Below are 19,601 nucleotides of genomic sequence, written 5' to 3'. Positions count from 1 at the left end.
ATGATTTCAACCCCATGCTATGTATACACAAAAGTTAGGTATTAATGAAAAATAACATAGAGATAGTCGATCTACTGCGCGAGCGCATTCCGTCATTTGAATGCAAGCCTGGTTGTCACGATTGTTGCGGCCCAGTCACAACCTCTTCAGAAGAAATGGCTCGCCTACCCTTTAAAACCAATGCCCAGCATGAAGCCGCATTAAAAGAGTGGAACTGTGTGTACTTGGGCCCTAATGGATGCGAGGTGTATGAGGAGCGACCATTGATATGCCGAGTATTTGGCACCACACCACGCATGCCTTGCCCAGAACACCGTCGACCAGAAGTGATGATTGACACAAAAACAGAGGCTCAGATCCATCACTATATTGCCAACACGCGCCAAGTGTTAGTGTAAGAGAGCCATTACTCACCTCGGCTCGGATTAATAGATGGGTTTAGCTTGTTAACAACATCACAGCCACACAGCCCCAGCCCCAGCTTAAAGCTGGCTGAGTGCTGCAGGCGATATCGTATCCCCCGCTAGCCTATCTCTTGATATCAATATGCCTTGAATTCACGCCTACGAGCTAACTCATTTAATGCCCCTTGCAAATGGGTATTTTGGGTTAGCCCTAACGCATCGTTTTGAATTTTTTATAACGAAACCAATGGCTAAAGGCTTCTGCCTCCGTTCGATGAAACTGACCGACATCCCCCTTCTAATGTATTTAACAGCGGTAAAGTGTGCATTGGTAAATCTTGTCTATTTGTAATCTAGGCCGTTTTTCTCATTTTATGCTTATTTTTGGTACATAAGGGTTAAATTACCTGGGTTTATACTTGCGTGTCATAAAAACGTTCTATAATGTCAAGTGTTTAGCATTGTGCGAATTGACATCATCGGATTGAAAATCGCACATGCGCGCTATACAGATGTTAGGCCTAGCGTAAATTCACATTACAGGAAAACATTGTCATGCAAATCCAGATCAATACAGATAACAACATATCCGGACAACATGCACTTGCTCAAAGTGTCGAAGACATTTTAAGATCAGATCTAAACCGTTTTAGTGATCAGATCACGCGCATTGAAGTACATTTAAGCGACGAGAACAGCTCGGCCAAGTCCGGAAGTAAGGACAAGCGCTGTTTACTGGAGGTTAGGCTTGCCGGAGAACGTCCAATTGCAACCAGCCAGCATGCGGAAACGATTGGGGAAGCGGTTACAAGTGCGACCGAACAAATGGTTCATTTGCTAGAGACTGAGTTGGGTAAACGCGGCAAGAAGTAACAGCGAGCCCGTTGAAAATCCATGCTTAGGTTTAGGTGCCGGAGACCTCCAGCCTCCAGCCCCACCTCGCATGTGGCTGATGTGGTCAACCAAATCAGCATACAACCAAATGGTGCAGATACTTCTGCAAACGGTGAGTGAAGTGAACCTTCAAGATAACGAACCAGAAATGGGAACGCTTAACGGGCCTTTAGATAGGGTTTACCCCCTAAAATCTGGTTACGACTTTTCTCGATCAAAGACACTCACGCAATTACGACCACTATTTTTGGCGCGATAAAGCGCCACGTCACTGCGCTGTTGGATCAAGTCACAGCTATCGTCAGCCAGCAAGCTAGCAATACCGATACTGGTAGTCACTGATAAGCTATATTGTTCCGTGATGATAACCATAGCTTCAATACTCTCTCGAATACGCTCAGCCACCGCCTCAGCGTCTGATTGCGCGATCCTGGGTAGTGCAAGGTAAAACTCCTCACCTCCTACCCGACCAAAAATATCCTCATCACGAATAGTTTGTTGAATGTGATGCGCAAATCCTTGTATCACCCGATCACCAACGTGGTGACCATATTGATCATTAATTTTTTTAAAGTAGTCAATATCGAACAGCAACAATGAAAAGTGTTCTTGATGACGCTGCGCCAGACCAAAGGCAGTTTTAAACTGCTCGAGAAAGGCACGCCGATTAAGAATGCCGGTGAGTTCATCCGTGGTCGACTGCAGTCTCAGCTTCTCTTGCAGTGAGATGATGTCAGAGATATCTCTAATAAAAGCAAAAATAATCGTTTCGCCATCAATCTTGGTGACATTAGGACTAAAATGAACGTGCACCTCTTTGCCAGCTTTGGTTAACCCTTGAACATGGATACCTTTGCCAATAAGAGGCCCAAAGTCATTATTTTTTTTGAATTTATCAAAGGATGCATCGGCGCGTATCTTCAGTTTTTTAGTCGGTAAAATATCATGGACATGTTTACCAAGGACCTCTTGCTCTGTGTAACCAAAGATCTGCTCCGCGCAGTCATTCCAAGAAAGGATATTGCCATTTGCGTCAGCAATAATCACTGCATCCGTTGATTGTTTTACAATCGTTTTATAGGTACTTTCGTTTAACGGCACACTTTCCACCTAGGAATGTTCCAACGAGTTAACACTAAGGTTAGTTTACTCGCTTCCACGTTTATTCTGTTTCGGCTGTTTCTAGCTGCAACAGATAAGATATTTCCTGCTTATTGACGACCATATCTGCCAAGGTAAATTCATTTAACGTGCAGATAAAATTATCCATCGCTTTGATAATCGCCAGCTTTAGTTTGCACGCAGGCTGCAGGACGCATCCTGAACTTAAGCAATCTACACCATCCATCGTTTTTTCAAATAGCGTTACTATGGTGCCGATCCTGATGGTATCGGGCGACATTGCTAGCCGAATGCCACCCCCTTTGCCCCTAAGCGTTTGGATATAACCATGTTGAGCAAGTTTGTGGACCACTTTGGTCATGTTATTTTGGGAAATACCATATAACTGAGAAACCTCCTTAACGCTACTTAATTGCCCCTCTGGAAGGCTCGCCAAATACATCAGCGTACGTAAGCTATAGTCGGTAAAACTAGTCATTCTCATTTTCACGTCCTCAAATCAACAAGACATCCATTAGAGCAAATTCTACGCCCCTGCTGCGCGCGTTTTAAACGCACCGAGTTGTTCAACAATTTGAGCCGTCACGTCACTTAAACGGTGTCCTTGCTGCTCAAGATCATTACAATCATGGGCGTTAGAACTAGACAGTTTTTTAAGCACGTCAATCTCGCCAGCTACGTCAGCGACCAACCGATTAATATATTGAATATCAATGTTATTTTCAGTTTTACCCTGACCAATAAGCCCTAAGATCTCATCGATATTAGAACAGGCTTGCTGTAATTCGACTTGACTGGAAGTGGTGTATTGCGCTAAGCGGGTAATCGCACTCGACTGTGATTTCATCTGATCACCAGCATCAATGACCGCATCAGAGATCCCCGCGATAATGTGGTTAATTTCATCAAGGCTCTTCTGGGTAGAAAACGCAAGATTGCGAACCTCATCGGCAACCACAGCAAAACCCCGTCCATGCTCACCGGCTCTCGCCGCTTCAATGGCAGCATTCAGTGCAAGTAAGTTAGTTTGATCTGCAAGATTTTTGATCACCATCACTACATTTTCGATAGACTTTGTTTGCTCTGAAAGTGAGTTAAATTTGTTGTGTAATTTGTCATTATTTTCAATATATGAATTCAAACCTTGGGCCATTGTTCCCATATATTCATTAGAGGAAATCAACCCTGATTGGGTGCGCTCGACTTGTTGGCGAGTTGCTTCAGCTTTATCCCGCAATGAAACCGATGTGCTATCTAAAATATCGACTCTGTCTGTTAGGTAATCCACTCGGTTATCTTGATCTTGAATTCTTGACGAAATATTTTGGGCTTTTTGCTTTAGTAGTTCGGCAATATCATCTGAGGTATTGGCTTGCTGCTGAATATCAACCAGCGCATCATTCACGTTGACTCGGAAGGTATTCACCACATCGAGCACATTGCCTATTTCACTGTTGTAGCGACTATCAACCTCACAAGGCACTGAGAGATCTTTTTTCTCAAAGGTTTTCATATAAGTGGTTACGTTTTTCAGGGCGTCAACGCCCCAATACTTCTCATCGATGTCATGGATAATCAGAAATATCATCATCAAATATTGAACCACTTGAGAACCAATCCCATCTGTAAAAAATAGAGCGTTGATAAACAATGCCATCGCCCCCACCCAATGGATCAATCGCATTCTTAAAAATAATGAGCGCATTTATTTTCCTCTTTATACTTGTTGAAATTACCCGTTTTTCGCGAGCTTTACTTTGATAGGTCGGGGTTTTGAATATAAAAAACCTTGGATAATATCGACGCCAGCCCAGCGAACGAAGTCAGACTGCGCCTGAGTTTCAATCCCTTCAGCCACGATAAGACTGCCTTTTGACGAACAAAGGCTTATCACTTCGCGATACAAACTGGCGGCCCATAAGTCTGTCGGAACATCCTGAATAAGCTTCAAATCCAGCTTAATAATGTCGAAATTTGACCGACTCAACTGGATAAGATTTGAGTGACCGGAACCAAAATCATCCATCGCCACCCTAAAACCTTGGTTTTGTAAAAATGAAATCCTTGCAACGCTCGGATCATCACTGCTGATAGTGTCTTCACAGATCTCTAATACCAAACATTGTTTTTGCTTAGCGGTTAATTTGCTTAGCGTTTGTCGCCACAGACGGTCAAACAAACTGGCGCAAGCTATCAATTTTCCGGCGATATTGATCCAGATGCTATTGTCAATCAGATGCGTCAACCGCCCACTAATAAACAAATCGTCGAGCTGCTGGTTGGTCATCTCCAAAAGCAAATCTTGATGGTGATTGAGATAGTCCATCAACGGCTCCATCGCGATGGGGATTTGGGAATCGACAAGCGTGGCCCGACAAAGTAACTCTTGACCATACAAAGTATGTTGCGCGGCAGTGACTAAGTCCTGCACGAACCATTCAAGCTGGGCGGGTTCATCGTGGTATACAAACTCAAGCATGCAGTTCTTCCAAAGTATCAATCATAGAATAGGCTATATCTTCATCGGCAAGACGAGCACGTATATCACTGAACATACATTCTATTTCTTTGATATGACTTGTACTAATAGCGGTGTTTTTGAGGGTGAACTTCAACGAGTAGACCAGTTTCGCAGTTGATTCACAGGTATCAAACAGTGCCTCATAGCCCTCTGTCAGGCGATGTTTTTGATTCGAGGTGATATGTAATTGCGATAACACGGGGGTAAAAAACTCATGTTCTAATTGCAAATGGGTTTTGACCCCTTTAATGAGTCGACGTAACTTAGCATCGAATTGAAAGATGCAAAATGTGGGTTGAGACAACAGAGCAGTAATATGGTTAATTTCGCTTTTCAATTGAACGTGCTGGGCAATAAGCACTTTGGACCATGTCGCCACCTGCTGGTGCTGCGGTGGCAAATGCCGATAATTAATGGCTGAAGTTGGGATCATTTAAACGGCTCAGATTAATTTTTAGCTTATGCTAAAGATAAGATGCATTTTTTATGCATATTATCTTTGACGTGTTGAGATAGCAAACTTTATTTCTCCACAAGGGGGATCTCTATCTCTCTATATCTCTATATTTTTTATGCCTGTTTATGCAATGTTAATTCGATAACAATAACAACACAGCTTTGAGTGAGTGTTTTAAACATAACAATACCGTTGACGACTAAATTAGTAAAATTAGTGAGATGGTGTTAACAATCTTGATAATTTATTACCGAAAAAAAATTAATATATGACATAATATTTCAGTATTTGATAAAAATTAGCTTGACTAAAATAGGTGATTTCAGTGAGAACAATTTGCCCCGCGTTATTACTTAACGTTTTAACATCGAATATAAATTCTTATTCAAAAAACGACTGGAGATAATTTTTTGAATAAGAATTCAAAATTCATCGAGCGTACGATGAACTTAGCATTGGTAGGCTGGACCTTATTGATCCTGGGTTTTATCACAACGTTATATTGGCAAACCAGAGTATCCGCAGAGCAATTAGCTTTTAACGAAGCTAAGGCAAGCATTAGAAAAGATGTTGCAATTAGAAAGTGGGTAGCTTCACATGGCGGCGTTTATGTCCCTGTCAGCGAGCGCACAACCCCTAATATTTACTTATCTCATATTGCCAATCGAGATGTCATCACCAATGATGGTCAACAACTCACCTTAATGAACCCTGCTTATATTCTTACCCAAGTGGCTAAAGATTATGCTAATGATTACGGTATTAGAGGCCATATCACCAGTCTCAATCCACTCAATCCAAATAATGCAGCAGATCCCTGGGAAACAAAAGCCTTAACGGGAATGCAAAAAACATTGAATGACTTCGGCGAACTGGCCAAAATTGATAACATCACTTATATGCGCGTTTTAGAACCCATGCTCGTGACCCAAGCATGCTTAAAGTGTCATGCTCACCAAGGGTATAGCGTTGGCGATGTTCGTGGTGGCATTTCAATTTCAATTCCCGTCCAGCCTTTTTACGATCAAATGCTTCACCAGTTGACCTACACAAGTCTATTTTTATTAATACTATGGGGCATCGGCTGCGCGGCGATGATCCATTATAAGAATCTAGCTAAAAAATATTGGTTTGATAAGCAAAATGATTTTGAACAATATTTATATTCTTTGGTAGAAATGATTGAAGGACGAGACAGTTACACCGCGGGGCACACTCGCAGAGTGGCCGATTATGCCGTTTGTATCGCCAAAGCATTAAGACTAACTGATTCGGAAATTGATCAGCTTCATAGAGCAGCAATGGTGCACGATATAGGTAAAATTGCCACGCCAGATTCCATTTTACTCAAACCGGGGAAACTCAATAAAATTGAATTTGAGATTATTCAGCAACACGCCACGTCTGGGTACCAACTACTGTATAAAATCAATACCTTTACTGATATTGCCAATATCGTTCGCTCTCACCATGAGAAATATGACGGCTCAGGCTACCCTGATGGCTTGAGTGGTGAAGAGATACCAAAGCTTGCACAAATTATATGTATTGCCGACGCCTTTGATGCAATGACCACTGACCGCATCTATAAAGGTCGCAAGACTGTTGAAGAAAGCCTTAATGAAATATCACTACTTGCAGGCCGTCAATTTAATCCGCACTACGCCAAAGTGGCGGTTAGCGCTTTACGCACTGTTCAACTGGAATATACAACCCAACAAGCCCAGCAGAATATTACCGAGCAACAAAGACTGGCTTACTTTTATAATGATCAACTAACTGGACTGTTTAATCGTGAATTTCTCAATATATTGCTGTCCCCTAGCAGTGAGCAAAATGTGAAAATCAAACCAGAACAAATTCAACATGCAACCATCATTTATCTTCGACATTTCTCTATGTTCAACCAGGAAGCCGGTTGGGCAAATGGTAACCATTTGTTAGTTGAATTAGCTACAGACTTGACACACATGTTGCCAGCATCGCCGCTATTTAGGGTTCATGGTGATGAATTTATCGTGTTATCAGCAGAGCAGCTCGATATCTCAGCGTTAAAAGGGCGGCTGACAAAACATGTTGCTCTGAACTGCATTGAATATGACGTTGAACAATTTGAAATATCAAACCCAATATTTAGTTCAATTGATACCTTAGAAAAACATATGCATGGCCATAGCTCAATTAATATGAATGGCAAAGCAAGGATGACCTTTGATGCGTTAACTAATGGCATTTAATAATGGCCTTCAAAAATCGCGACTGTGAATAAATCCGCCGCCCCTAGAACTTGGCACATGTCCCATTTTAACACGGGTTCAGGCTGAATATCTGAAATAGATAAAGTACAACTCGGCAGCCACTTTGAAACGGATTAACATAATCTGGACACACTAAAAAGGGTCACATTATTGTGACCCTTTTTATTTTGGTGAAACCAAAATGCTTAAGATCCCTGGTGATAACATTTATCGTGATGCAAGGGAAAGCGCTGTTAACGTTTAGCAAACGTATTGGAGTAACATGTTATACCCCAAGGTTTGTTCGCTGTGTAACTTACGTTACAAGTCACACTACAGGGACATTTAATGTCAACGTTTAGGTACATCATTTAGCGAGATGATTGCGCTTTGGTATGGGGCTATGTCAATTTATGGGGACAGTGAACATTAAAGACGATGGGCGTTTTGCTTATAAATTAGAGGCCAATTTACTCAATGTCAGAATTACAAAATATGAGAGAGGGTCAAACATATAATTGTCTTGACCAAAAGTTAACAGATTTAAGAGCGTTAGCATTCCTTACACTTCATGAATTTAACAATGAAATCGATGCACAAAAAAGAGCTGAATTACTAAAAAAATTGGGCGCATCAGTATCGACAACAAGTCACATAGCCCCTCCCCTTGAAATGAGTTATGGATGCCATTTATCTTTAGGGCAACAAAGTTACATTAATAGTGGTGCGATTATCTTAGATAATGCTCAAGTCAGTATAGGTGATAATGTAATGATTGGTCCACGAGTACAAGTCTACACAGCCGCGCACTCACTTGATGCTGATAAACGTATTGCCGGAGATGAAATAGCTAAACCTGTAACGATAAAAGATAAGGTATGGATTGGTGGCGGTGTAATTATATTACCCGGGGTGACGATTAATGAAGGAGCGATAGTGGGCGCGGGTTCTGTTGTCACAAAAGATGTTCCCTCTTATGCCCGTGTAGCAGGAAATCCTGCAACATTAATGGCAAAAAAATAGCATCATTGATGGTCATGCGTAAAGTAATAGCCGTTAACATTCTCCCCTTTTGTAGACTTTGGCGAGATGAGTGTGGGAACTCGTCTGCTGTGCCTACAATGACCATAGTTGTGACAAGATGCTAATCAGAATGTAAAGCTAAGCACCAAACGAAAAAAATCGCAGCAGCGATTTTTTTAATGGTCAAGATTACCGTCACTGAAACTACATGGTCGCAGTAAAAGTTCGTGTAATAATATCTTGTTGCTGCTCAGAAGTCAGTGCGTTAAATCGCACGGCATAGCCAGATACACGCACAGTTAACTGTGGGTACTTCTCAGGGTTTTCGATTGCGTCTAGCAACATTTCACGGTTCATTACGTTCACGTTCAAATGCTGGCCGCCCTGACGTTCAGGTTCTCTCTGCACGGGCACTTCGCGGTACTCGATGCTACCAAGAGAGGCAATGCTAAAAGTCTTGTCCTGCCGCTCTTTATCGAGCGCAGCAACACAGCGTGCTTCTTGCTTATCCTCATCTAATAGCCATAAAGAATTAACTAGGTTAGCTTGTTCTGCTTGTGTGATTTGAATTCCAATCATAGTACATCTCCAACAGTGATTTTTTGTAAACTCAGGTTCATTTCTACCAGTTATTTCCGATCGCACACTTGATCTAGATCAAGTTTAATCATTATAATTATTCCGTAGAAAACGCTAGTTTGACGTTTAAGCGATAATACTGAGATAAACGATTCAAGCTGATTAATTAAATTAAGACTTAAATTAAGTCGTTAGCGATAAATTTGAATATTCAAATATGGTATTAGTCGTGACTGATGACTGGTGGTGGTAGCGATGACATTAATAGCGATGTGTTAATGTTAATGAGCAAAAATATCCAGAACAGCATACTGAACAGACAAAACCATTAGGCTATTCTCTGTTAAAGGGAGCCTCAACCGATTGTACTTCTGAGCCATAATCATTAAATAATTACAGTAAACAGAACCGAGACATAAATAATTTTACCCATCCGCCGCCAGAAAAGTTCTAGGTGCTGTCTAAACGAAAATCACCTGTAGCAGTGGGCGAATAATACTATTTTTAATGGATCTATATGGTTTTGGCTTAGCCATTATTACCGAGATTATTGTCAGCCACATAATGATATCTAACGGAAATAGATTGATTGTTAACTGCTTGATTAATAGTTTATTAACCAAATTAACTTTGCCATTACACTATGATAAATGACAGATATAAAGTTGAATAATTAACTCAAATCAAAACAAGGAAGATTATTATGTTATTTAATGTCTGTAAAATGTTAAATGCCTCTCAGACTTTAACGGTAATAATGATTAATATTCTTTCTTTTTTCTATCATAAGCACACCGCGCACTGACAAGATAAAGGATATAAAATGTCATCATCAATTAACAACCCATCAAGCCAAGTTAAATCGTCCCGGTTTTTAGAAAAATTACAATCAGTTAGTGCTCGCTTAAAATTAAGTCTTGTAATCACATTAAGCGCGCTATTATTTTTAGCATACCAAGGTATTTCCGGTATGCAACAAGCCACTCTATCTATTGAAGATTTATATTCACAGGGAATGCAACATACTATCCGTGCCGGAAAAGTGTTAGACGAGTTGGGCAATGCAAGAAGTGCTTTGTTATTATCCTTGCAGCATAGTCCTACATCAGAGTTTGCTAAACTACATGATCACCCAATAGACAAACACATTACTGCAATCAAAAAATCATTAAAATTACTGCATAATATTGTTGATAATGAAATTCTATCATCCGATTTACTTGCTGATGAAAAAACACAAATAAATAGATTGGTTCGTCAACTTGATATCGTCACCGATAAGGGCTTTGATCTGGCATTAGCGGAATTAGAAGTCGGCAATTACAGGCAAGCCAATATAATTCTATTAAAGAATATTAACCCTGCTTTCAAATTAGTAACTCAAGAGGCGCAAGGTTTTCTAGATATACAAATTGCAGAGGGTAAAGCTAATTTTGATCAGGCAAAAGAAAATATTAGTTCGTTCCGGTTTAAAGTAATCATAATAGTTATATTGAATATGCTTCTTCTCTCCTTTCTATCAGTAAAGATTATTAGACGCATTAATCTAGCGTCGCTGAATTTAGAAAGTACCGCGAATAAAATATCCACAGGTGATCTTACCCAACGCATTAACTTAACTGGAAGTGATGAATTCACACATATTGCTGATTACGTGAATCAGATAGTTGGCAGTTTTCAAAATATCGTCAAATCAACTCATCAATCAACGTCATTGTTAGCTTGCTCAGCAGAAGAAAACTCGGCCGTTGCGATGCAAACCAAGCAGAATATTCTCGAACAGCAACAACAAACTCAGTGTATTGCTACCGCTATTCATCAATTTACCGCAACCGTGCGTGAGGTTGCACAGAGTGCAAGTTCGGCTTCTCAAGCCTCTGAACATACAAATAATGCGGCATCTAAAGGACAACAGGTGGTGAAAGAGAGTATCGCCATGATTGAAAGCTTATCGATTGAAATGCAGGAATCTGTTTCAGCGATGAAATCATTGGCGCTACATGCAGAAGATATTGGAAGTGTTGTTGATGTGATCCAGAGTATCTCTGAACAGACTAATTTATTAGCATTAAATGCGGCAATTGAAGCCGCTCGTGCGGGGGAACAAGGTCGCGGGTTCGCGGTGGTAGCTGACGAAGTTAGAACCTTAGCCAGCCGCACCCAACAATCCACACAAGAGATACAAAAAACGATTCAAAACTTGCAACAAGGTAGCCGAGATGCAACTCATCGGTTAGAGCAAGGGGCTGAAAATGCGCAACAAGCAGCAATAGAAGCACAAAAAGTGGGTGAGGCGTTAACAGAAATAACTGAAAGTGTTGACCAAATTAATGCCATGAATGCCCAAATAGCCACCGCAGCGGAAGAGCAAAGCTCGGTTACAGAGGAGATAAACCGCAATATTAGCAGTATTAGTGATATTTCCAATCAAACCGCTTCTGGGGCTGAACAAAGCAGTGCAGCAAGTCATGAATTAGCTAAGTTAGCTGAAACCATGCAGGCAGAAATTGAAAAATTTAAGGTGTAGTGACCCGTTATACCTGTTCGATTCGTTGTCACCGCCAAAGTCCATTATGGTGTCAGCATTAGATGCTTGCCCTTGACGACGTCAATAGCTTTTATCGTAACGCTGAGCAAGTATCTCGTCAGTATGGGTGTAGTACCCTATTTGAGTTCTAAGTAACTATAACAGCGATATCGGGGCTTCGATTCAACGAGCAAAAGAAACGAATATTCAGAAGTCCCACCCTTACTGTTAAGTGAAAGTAAGGGTGGAACCAGGCGTGGCGTGATGGTCAGTTTTTCAAACTGTGAACGCTATGGGTCGAAACCAATTAACGCCTCATTACACAACCAAATGGCGAAGTGTGCCGAACATATAGTACTAACAAGCTTTTCTCCTAAACGAGTGATTATGTCAGTTTAGCCTAAAATAATGTGACGAATTATGATGCCTAAACGAATAGTATCGCTGAACTGATTAAATCAGTCGTATTAGGCTGTGGTTTTATTCACGGTTTGGAATAAAAATCTTTCGCATAATCTTATTTGTTATGTGCTTTCAATGATGTCCATTAAAAGTCTGCGTAACCTAAATAGAAAAGGAAAGACGTCGAAATGAAAAATATCGGTTTCAAACAGACGATTACGCTCGCCATTATTTTATTGGTTACCAGTTGTTTATTGGTAGCGAGTTGGATTTCCTATAGAGCACTTAAGCAAGATACTATTCACTTTGTAAACGTCAGTTCGCAGTCGATAACTCATTATGAAGCGGGAGCTATTTCACGTTGGTTTAATCATAAAGCAACGGCTGTTTCCGCGATAGCGAGCCAATATCAGCAAGGGAAATTAGATAAGCAGTTTGTTAATATCGCCCGTTTAGCTAAACAAGCCAATGAGCTATATTCAGTATTTTGGGGCTTTGAAGATGGCACCTCCTATGCCAGCGTTAGTGATGATGCAATATGGCATGATGGCGTTGCCGATCCCAGTCTCTATGATCCTCGTCCCCGAGGATGGTATCAACTCGCTAAAACCAACGATACTGAGCAACTAACAGATATATATACTGATATGGTCACCAATCAACCAGTGATCTCCATTGTAACTAATATAGGCGATGGTGTGCTCTCGGGCGATATTGGTCTAGAGATCTTAGACAAGACGGTCAAACAGATCGATTTCCCAGGTGCAGTAGCGTCAATTATTGACTCAAAAGGCAAAGTGCTCGCCTCTTCAGATGCAAGGTTTGAAGTTGGGAAGACGTTGGCAGATGCAGGCCTAAATGAATTACAGCGTGATATTGTGTCAAATGACTCCTTTAGTGGCGAATATCAAACGAGCGGCAATCAGCAGCTCGTGTTCAGCGAAGCAATACCATTAATTGGCACCCAAAAGTGGTATCTATTTATCAGTGTTGATGAACAAATTGCTTATGCAGGGTTAAATGAGGCGTTGCATGATTCAATGTGGATATCGGCAGTGATGCTTTTAGTGAGTATAGGCTTAGTGTTAGCTATACTAAATTGGCTTTATCGTCCCATTTTGCACCTCAAGCAGATGGTGGTTGCTTTGTCTCAGGGCCAAGCCGATTTAACACGTCGTTTACCTGTAACTTCTCATGATGATCTAGGTGATATTGCTGGCGGTATCAACCAATTTGTAGCCAATTTACAAAGTTTACTTAAAGAGATCTCTTTCGGAACACAAGAAATTAGCGGCAGTATTGGTAAATTATATCAACAAACCAATGCCAATATTGATGTGTTACAGCAGCATGTAATGGAAACCGAGTTGGTTGTCACCGCAGTTGAAGAAATGAGCGCGACAGCGTTAGAAGTGGTGAAGAATACATCGCAAGCGTCAAATGCTTCATTACTTGCCAGTCAGCAGGTAAACGATACAAATAATATTGTATCGGACACTAAAGCAACCGTAGTTCGATTAATTCAAGATGTCGAAGATACAGAAGTAAACATCAGCAATGTAGAACTAGATGCTATTAGTATTACTAAAGTCTTAGAGGTTATTGGCGCAATTGCAGATCAGACTAATCTGCTTGCACTCAATGCTGCGATAGAGGCAGCAAGAGCCGGTGATCAAGGAAGAGGTTTTGCGGTCGTAGCTGATGAAGTCCGCGCACTCGCGGCGCGAACCCAAGTCAGCACGACTGAGATTGAACAAACACTGAGCAAGTTACAGCAAGGAATTAAGATCGCGGTTGACGCGATGCAACAAACTAAAAAAACCTGTGAACAAGCGAACGAAGCGACTATTGATGTGAGTGAAAACCTTGAAAAAGTAGTCTTGTCTATTACCCAAGTCAATGATTTAAACACTCAAATTGCTACTGCTGCCGAAGAGCAAAATGCTGTATCTGAAGATGTTAGCCGTAATATGAACGCGATTCGAGATATGGTTGCGGTACTGGATGACAATGGTAAATCAACCGAATTAGAAGCCCATAAGCTCACCGCTGCGAATGATAAGCTCATCGAGGTTGTGAACAAGTTTACGATTGAGTAACTAACTAAGGTTTAATGTTGATTGAGCGCTATATTAGGTAAGGCCTGGATCTTGAATGATGCATGGTTAACTAACTTAGCGCGATAAGTTTAGTAAGGAGACTTGGTGACGCGGTACTGTATCCGCTGGTAAATTGGGCTGTTATTCAAAGAATAAAAGCCACAACAACCTAATGAAATCTTTTTAATGTAGCCATATAGGGTGAAGGGATTAATTTGGGCGAGCCTACAGAGTTTACTGTTAAAGCAATACATCCACAGGGTCGCTTAGATCATTTTTGGGCACTCTAAAGTTGATAACACTATGCGGAATCTGAGTATCGAGGTTGAAGATACTCTTTGACTTTCTGAAGATACAGATAGCTAATACTCACTGGTAAAAAAGGTTAGATCTCAATGCATGATAAAACTGCGGGTTTACCCAAATAATAACCTTGTATAAGTTTAACCTCTAAAGTCGTTAACATGTCTAATTACTCTCTGGTTTCGACACCTTCAACAATAACGCTTGCGGCTTCATCTTTAGTAAGGGTTATACCATTAATAAGTGCGACATCACCAGTTGCTATATCATTATCCAAAAGAGATTTATCTAGCTTAATAAAGTCAGGTTTTAATACATGAACCCTCTCGTCAATAGAAAAGTTAACTCCGACATCATCAATTGCGATGCGAATACCACGAGATCTGAACATCTCAATACCAGCGGTTAAACCAGAGACATGTTTGCCCTCAAACGCTGTTATTTCAAAAATAATATTTTCAAGAGCTAGCCCCCTCTTTAACTAATCGACTGATTGCATCACAAACAGATACTGGGAGGTTTAAAATCGCAGAAAACATAACCGGCGAGATATTAATAAAGAGTAGTAAATTTCGATATAGGGATTTTGCACAATGACGGACGTGAATACCAAAGCAAACGGAGCCAAAATTTGTTGTCTCAATATCAGAGGTCAGAGACTGAAAGAAGCAAAAATAATTTATACTTTTGCCTGTGGTTAGATCTTTAATTCTGACTAAAGCTTCAAATCCTAAACCATGACTAGAAGAAGATGTTATCGGCTGAAAGACACTTTAAAAATAGGAGTATTTATATCTCGCAACATATAACCCACCAATTCCCCCTATAACGCTTTAAACATATTTCTATTATTAAACAAGTAATTAACTATTAACAAGCAGCTATTAAATATAGTATAGTAAGTTCTTCATTATAGGTATATGACTGCTGTAAGCTTATGTTATCTACCTGTGTAAATTGGACGTTCAGTCATGCATCACAAATATCATGACACACAGCACTTAGCCATTTAACTATAGATCCTATTCTACATTTTTTTATTGTTATAAATCTTAACCATAATAGTTGTAATGTGAATCGTAAATGTTTAGCGTGAACTCTAAATCATTTTCGCCCCTTCCTTGTTAGTGCATATACCACTCATATTATCTTTCATATCTACCTTCCATATATTATCTCATGTAAGGAGTAAGTGATTTCACACATCACATATTGGCAAAAATCAATGGAAACGGTGTCCACTATTACTTAGCTATTACCAGACGTTCAACTGGAAGTGCAAAAAATGGATAATCTCTGCCTGAGTTAAGGTAGAACCATGTCAAAAAAATAAGAGCAAGCACCATCTAAGGTGTTTTTATCAAAAAGGATTATTAACAATATTTTTATTACGTAGTGCACATATAATTTCAGTTTGAACAACCTAAAACCTTATTAAAGTTAACCCACCTTTCAGTTCAAAGAACTAACTAGGAGGCATCTAACCAAAAACCAAAGGTAAGCAAAAATTATAAACTGGACCATAAGCATTTAAATGGCGACTTAATCTGATCACACCAAGCGCCTTTTTCTCTCTTTTATTTATGCCTACACTAAAGATCCTGTCTATGAAGCACAAATAAAATAGCTCTTCTTTAAAGTAAACTCATTCTTGGTGGTTAAATGACAATATTCCAGCAATTAGTAGGCTTACTTATTCCGCAAATTCGTCTACAATAAATATATGCATAATAAAAAATTTATCTTATGAAAAACCAAAGCAAAACATTGACTAAGCATCCTAAGGATCCTTGTAAATTGGCTGTGGTGAACACACCAATCATTGTCGGCATTGGTGCTTCTGCTGGCGGCTTGGAAGCATTGGAAGATTTCTTTTCCCATGTATTAACGCCCTGTAACATCGCATTTGTTGTCATTCAGCACCTTGACCCCACTCGCATAAGCATCATGCCAGAGCTGTTGCAACGCACGACCTTGATGAAAGTAACGCAAGCCCGCAACGACATGGAAGTAAAGCCGAACTGTGTATATGTAATACCACCTAACAAAGATTTATCCATCCTTCACGGATCATTGCTTCTGCTTGACCCGGTGGAGAGTCGCGGATTGCGGTTACCCATTGATTTCTTCTTTCGATCTCTGGCAAATGATCAGAATGAACGGGCTGTGGGTGTTATTCTATCTGGAATGGGATCCGATGGCACACTAGGTTTACGTGCCATCAAAGAAAATGCAGGTCTGTCTGTGGTGCAGTCTCCTGAGTTCGCAAAATTTGATTCAATGCCTCATAGCGCTGTTAATATGGGACTAGCTGACATTGTCGCCCCTGCTGAAGCACTACCTGAACGGATTGCAGCCTTTCTCAAACATAGCCGACGAGATGTCCCAACGAGATTGAAACTCAAGTCAACTAGCGCACTAGAGCAGATCGTTATTATACTGCGTGAACGAAGCGGCAACGACTTCTCACTGTACAAGAAAAACACCATATATCGTCGTATTGAACGGCGTATGGATCTGCATCAGCTTAAAAACATATCTCTCTATACGCACTATCTGCGTGATAATCCACAAGAGCAAGACCTACTTTTCAAAGAAATGTTAATTGGGGTAACAAATTTCTTTCGAGATCATAAAGTTTGGGCGCAGCTCAAGTCAGTCACACTTCCAGCACTATTGGCCAATTATCCTGAAGGTAAAGAACTTCGGGCATGGGTGACCGCCTGTTCCACTGGTGAGGAGGCCTACTCGCTCGCGATGACGGTAATGGATGTATTGGATGAGGTTAAACATAAAGGGCGTTTCAAACTACAAGTCTTTGCTACCGATGTTGGTGAAGATGCCATCAATATTGCGCGAAAAGGTTATTACCCGGCAAGCATTGAGGCAGATATGTCGTCACAGCAATTGAATCGATACTTCATTAAAGATGGCAGTGGTTATCGCATCAACAAGCAAATACGTGACATGGTTATTTTTGCTCCACAAAATATCATCATGGATCCACCGTTCACCAAGCTAGATATTGTTACCTGTCGTAATCTTCTGATTTATCTTGGGCCGGAATTACAAAAAAAGTTAATCCCACTGTTCCACTACACATTGACATCTCATGGTATTTTGATTTTGGGTAATGCTGAAACTATTGGTAATTCCACCTCATTGTTCACAGAAATCAAGGAAAACACACGGATCTACACCCGCATTGATAGCACTGCACCGCAGATGGAAGTCGACTTCCCGACACGAATATTTCCCATCATATCCTTGGTAGAAAATGAACCTGAGAGAACCAGTAAGATGACGACAAATATTACCAACCTACAAATGCAGGCAGATCAAATTCTCCTACAAAGCTACTCGCCAGCAGCGGTTTTAGTCAATGCGGCAGGCGATATTATCTACATCAATGGTCGCACGGGAAAATATTTAGAGCCTGCCGCGGGGAAAGCCAACTGGAACATTCACGTCATGGCGCGTGAAGAGCTACAACATCAAATTCACCTTGCTATGATGAAAGCACAGTTGCAAATAGAGCCTGTAAACATTAAAAACCTGACGGTAGACACACATACTATTAATTTGACGGTACAAGCTATTACTAAGCCAAAAGCTTTGCTTGGCCTGATGATGGTGGTGTTTACTGAGATGTTGACGCCGACCAAGTTGCCACGCAGAAAACGGGGTTCAGCAGAGAAAGAAAGTCAGGCCGAATTACAACAAGCACATGACGAAATACAATCGCTTCGCGAGCAAATGCAATCCTCTCAGGAAGAGCTAAAATCGGCCAATGAAGAGCTGCAATCCACTAATGAGGAATTGCAATCCACCAATGAAGAATTGACCACGTCTAAAGAAGAGATGCAGTCAATGAATGAAGAATTGCAAACCGTCAATACTGAACTACGATCCAAAGTCGATGATTTGTCATGGGTCAATAACGACATGGAGAACCTGCTTGATAGTACGCAAATTGCCACCATTTTTCTGGATAACGAACTGCATGTTCGACGCTTCACCAACTATGCTACTCATCTATTCAAGCTGATCCAAAGTGATGTGGGCCGAGCATTGTCCGACATCGTCACTGAATTAGATTATGTCAGACTACAAGAAGATTCAAAGGAAGTATTGAAGACGCTTGTCTTCATAGAAAAAGAAATAACGGCTAAAAATAAACGCTGGTTCAAAGTCCGCATCATGCCTTATCGTACACAAGAAAATGTGATTGATGGCGTGGTGATTACCTTTACAGATATTAGTGAAGCCAAGCTGCTTGAGTCAGAATTACGTAAGATAAGGCCTACCACATGAAGCCGCCTCAAAAGTCAGCCAAGCGGTCCGCCAAAGCGATACGCCAGTGTGCGGAAGCACAACTGAAAAAACAAACGGGGATCAAGCAAACTAACCCTAGCGACTATGCTGCCAAAAAGATGCTACACGAATTGCAGGTTCATCAGATTGAATTGGAAATGCAAAATGAGGAGTTAAAGCAAGCACGGATAACAGAGAGATTATATTATCGTTATACCGAGTTATTTGAATTTGCACCGATTGCTTACTTTGTTTTTGACCTAAATGGCATAATCAATCAGGTCAATTTACGAGGCGCGAGTCTATTGGGTATTGAGCGTGCTAACTTGGTAGGGAAACCGTTTTCACACTACGTAACACCACAATATAGAGAGACTTTTAAACGTTGTTTGGGAAAAGCCTTTGGTGGTAACGGTATACAATCCTGTGAAGTCTTAGGGCAAGTTGACAATAATACGCTTTGGCTAGATATCGAGGCCAATATCGGCATCACAGGTACGGACTGTCTTACCGCGATGATCGACATTACTGAGAGAAAACAAGCTGAAAACAGTCAACATCTAGCCAACAAAGAGAAAGATAAGCGAGCCAATGAGTTAGCTCTTGCCAACGCAGACAAAGAAAAACGCGCTAATGAGTTAGCTATTGCCAACATAGAACTTGCCTTTCAAAACAAAGAAAAGGATAAGCGAGCAGACGAGTTAGCTCTTGCCAACGCA

At 40.8% G+C, this 19,601-nt stretch carries 15 protein-coding genes and 1 pseudogene; 9 read left to right on the top strand and 7 right to left on the bottom strand.

Annotated elements, in window-relative coordinates:
- The first annotated feature begins 44 nt into the window (after positions 1-44).
- Together AAEZ02_RS18780 and AAEZ02_RS18775 are read left to right on the top strand one after the other, a co-directional pair.
- Positions 45-398, top strand: coding sequence for a YkgJ family cysteine cluster protein (locus tag AAEZ02_RS18780; RefSeq protein ID WP_101031310.1), 354 nt, complete (start codon positions 45-47; stop codon positions 396-398).
- Between the two features lie 561 nt (positions 399-959).
- Positions 960-1,277: an HPF/RaiA family ribosome-associated protein gene (locus AAEZ02_RS18775; protein WP_101031308.1), complete on the top strand. Its 318-nt coding sequence runs from the start codon at positions 960-962 to the stop codon at positions 1,275-1,277.
- Positions 1,278-1,496: 219 nt separating this feature from the next.
- Here AAEZ02_RS18775 and AAEZ02_RS18770 read toward each other — a convergent pair whose 3' ends face one another.
- The 5 genes from AAEZ02_RS18770 to AAEZ02_RS18750 all read right to left on the bottom strand — a co-directional run bounded on the left by AAEZ02_RS18770 (position 1,497) and on the right by AAEZ02_RS18750 (position 5,374).
- The gene (locus AAEZ02_RS18770) at positions 1,497-2,399 is read right to left on the bottom strand and encodes a sensor domain-containing diguanylate cyclase (RefSeq protein WP_351124451.1); all 903 of its coding nucleotides are present in this window, start codon (positions 2,397-2,399) and stop codon (positions 1,497-1,499) included.
- Positions 2,400-2,460: 61 nt separating this feature from the next.
- Positions 2,461-2,904 (bottom strand): Rrf2 family transcriptional regulator, encoded by a 444-nt coding sequence (locus tag AAEZ02_RS18765; RefSeq protein ID WP_101031304.1) that lies wholly within the window; start codon positions 2,902-2,904, stop codon positions 2,461-2,463.
- A 42-nt stretch (positions 2,905-2,946) separates the two neighbouring features.
- Entirely contained in the window at positions 2,947-4,125 is a 1,179-nt protein-coding gene (locus AAEZ02_RS18760) for a methyl-accepting chemotaxis protein (protein WP_351124448.1), read from the bottom strand.
- Between the two features lie 27 nt (positions 4,126-4,152).
- On the bottom strand, positions 4,153-4,899 hold the full coding sequence (locus tag AAEZ02_RS18755) for an EAL domain-containing protein (protein WP_124013127.1): 747 nt from the start codon (positions 4,897-4,899) through the stop codon (positions 4,153-4,155).
- Positions 4,892-5,374: a hypothetical protein gene (locus tag AAEZ02_RS18750; RefSeq protein WP_351124445.1), complete on the bottom strand. Its 483-nt coding sequence runs from the start codon at positions 5,372-5,374 to the stop codon at positions 4,892-4,894. Before AAEZ02_RS18750 ends, AAEZ02_RS18755 begins: the two co-directional genes overlap by 8 nt.
- Before the next feature lie 467 nt (positions 5,375-5,841).
- On the opposite strand from AAEZ02_RS18750, the gene AAEZ02_RS18745 reads away from it, so the two are divergent.
- The gene (locus AAEZ02_RS18745) at positions 5,842-7,635 is read left to right on the top strand and encodes an HD domain-containing phosphohydrolase (RefSeq protein ID WP_351124442.1); all 1,794 of its coding nucleotides are present in this window, start codon (positions 5,842-5,844) and stop codon (positions 7,633-7,635) included.
- 477 nt (positions 7,636-8,112) lie between these two features.
- A complete protein-coding gene (locus AAEZ02_RS18740; protein WP_101031293.1) occupies positions 8,113-8,658 on the top strand; it encodes a sugar O-acetyltransferase in 546 nt (181 codons plus the stop codon).
- Positions 8,659-8,862: 204 nt separating this feature from the next.
- On the opposite strand, the gene grcA is transcribed toward AAEZ02_RS18740, so the two are convergent.
- A complete protein-coding gene (gene grcA / locus AAEZ02_RS18735; RefSeq protein WP_101031291.1) occupies positions 8,863-9,237 on the bottom strand; it encodes an autonomous glycyl radical cofactor GrcA in 375 nt (124 codons plus the stop codon).
- An 823-nt stretch (positions 9,238-10,060) separates the two neighbouring features.
- Here grcA and AAEZ02_RS18730 point away from each other — a divergent pair.
- The 3 genes from AAEZ02_RS18730 to AAEZ02_RS18720 all read left to right on the top strand — a co-directional run bounded on the left by AAEZ02_RS18730 (position 10,061) and on the right by AAEZ02_RS18720 (position 14,265).
- Complete coding sequence (locus AAEZ02_RS18730) at positions 10,061-11,764, top strand: methyl-accepting chemotaxis protein (RefSeq protein ID WP_351124439.1); 1,704 nt, start codon at positions 10,061-10,063, stop codon at positions 11,762-11,764.
- A gap of 292 nt (positions 11,765-12,056) precedes the next feature.
- Positions 12,057-12,119 (top strand): DUF4113 domain-containing protein, encoded by a 63-nt coding sequence (locus AAEZ02_RS18725; RefSeq protein ID WP_351088169.1) that lies wholly within the window; start codon positions 12,057-12,059, stop codon positions 12,117-12,119.
- Between the two features lie 235 nt (positions 12,120-12,354).
- Complete coding sequence (locus AAEZ02_RS18720; RefSeq protein ID WP_124013122.1) at positions 12,355-14,265, top strand: methyl-accepting chemotaxis protein; 1,911 nt, start codon at positions 12,355-12,357, stop codon at positions 14,263-14,265.
- 472 nt (positions 14,266-14,737) lie between these two features.
- Here the strand turns inward: AAEZ02_RS18720 and AAEZ02_RS18715 are convergent.
- Positions 14,738-15,025 (bottom strand): annotated as a pseudogene (locus tag AAEZ02_RS18715) (EAL domain-containing protein); the annotation flags it as partial.
- Positions 15,026-16,314: 1,289 nt separating this feature from the next.
- Between AAEZ02_RS18715 and AAEZ02_RS18710 the strand changes: the two are divergent.
- Positions 16,315-18,882, top strand: coding sequence for a chemotaxis protein CheB (locus AAEZ02_RS18710; protein WP_351088109.1), 2,568 nt, complete (start codon positions 16,315-16,317; stop codon positions 18,880-18,882).
- The coding region (locus AAEZ02_RS18705; RefSeq protein ID WP_351124435.1) for a PAS domain S-box protein at positions 18,879-19,601 on the top strand (723 nt) is incomplete at its 3' end. The genes AAEZ02_RS18710 and AAEZ02_RS18705, both read left to right, overlap by 4 nt.

Source organism: Shewanella sp. T24-MNA-CIBAN-0130 (assembly GCF_040310185.1).
Classification (GTDB): Bacteria; Pseudomonadota; Gammaproteobacteria; order Enterobacterales; family Shewanellaceae; genus Shewanella; species Shewanella psychromarinicola.
Note: the sequence above shows the minus strand (reverse complement) of the source record. Positions and strands in the feature narration are given on the sequence as shown.

Bases quoted from the DNA above. Each gene is read 5' to 3' on its own strand.
- AAEZ02_RS18745 (WP_351124442.1), top strand. From the start codon at position 5,842: ATGAACTTAGCATTGGTAGGCTGGACCTTATTGATCCTGGGTTTTATC.
- AAEZ02_RS18760 (WP_351124448.1), bottom strand. From the start codon at position 4,125: ATGCGCTCATTATTTTTAAGAATGCGATTGATCCATTGGGTGGGGGCG.
- AAEZ02_RS18710 (WP_351088109.1), top strand. From the start codon at position 16,315: ATGAAAAACCAAAGCAAAACATTGACTAAGCATCCTAAGGATCCTTGT.
- AAEZ02_RS18730 (WP_351124439.1), top strand. From the start codon at position 10,061: ATGTCATCATCAATTAACAACCCATCAAGCCAAGTTAAATCGTCCCGG.
- AAEZ02_RS18720 (WP_124013122.1), top strand. From the start codon at position 12,355: ATGAAAAATATCGGTTTCAAACAGACGATTACGCTCGCCATTATTTTA.
- AAEZ02_RS18765 (WP_101031304.1), bottom strand. From the start codon at position 2,904: ATGAGAATGACTAGTTTTACCGACTATAGCTTACGTACGCTGATGTAT.
- AAEZ02_RS18755 (WP_124013127.1), bottom strand. From the start codon at position 4,899: ATGCTTGAGTTTGTATACCACGATGAACCCGCCCAGCTTGAATGGTTC.
- AAEZ02_RS18750 (WP_351124445.1), bottom strand. From the start codon at position 5,374: ATGATCCCAACTTCAGCCATTAATTATCGGCATTTGCCACCGCAGCAC.
- grcA (WP_101031291.1), bottom strand. From the start codon at position 9,237: ATGATTGGAATTCAAATCACACAAGCAGAACAAGCTAACCTAGTTAAT.
- AAEZ02_RS18780 (WP_101031310.1), top strand. From the start codon at position 45: ATGAAAAATAACATAGAGATAGTCGATCTACTGCGCGAGCGCATTCCG.
- AAEZ02_RS18740 (WP_101031293.1), top strand. From the start codon at position 8,113: ATGTCAGAATTACAAAATATGAGAGAGGGTCAAACATATAATTGTCTT.
- AAEZ02_RS18775 (WP_101031308.1), top strand. From the start codon at position 960: ATGCAAATCCAGATCAATACAGATAACAACATATCCGGACAACATGCA.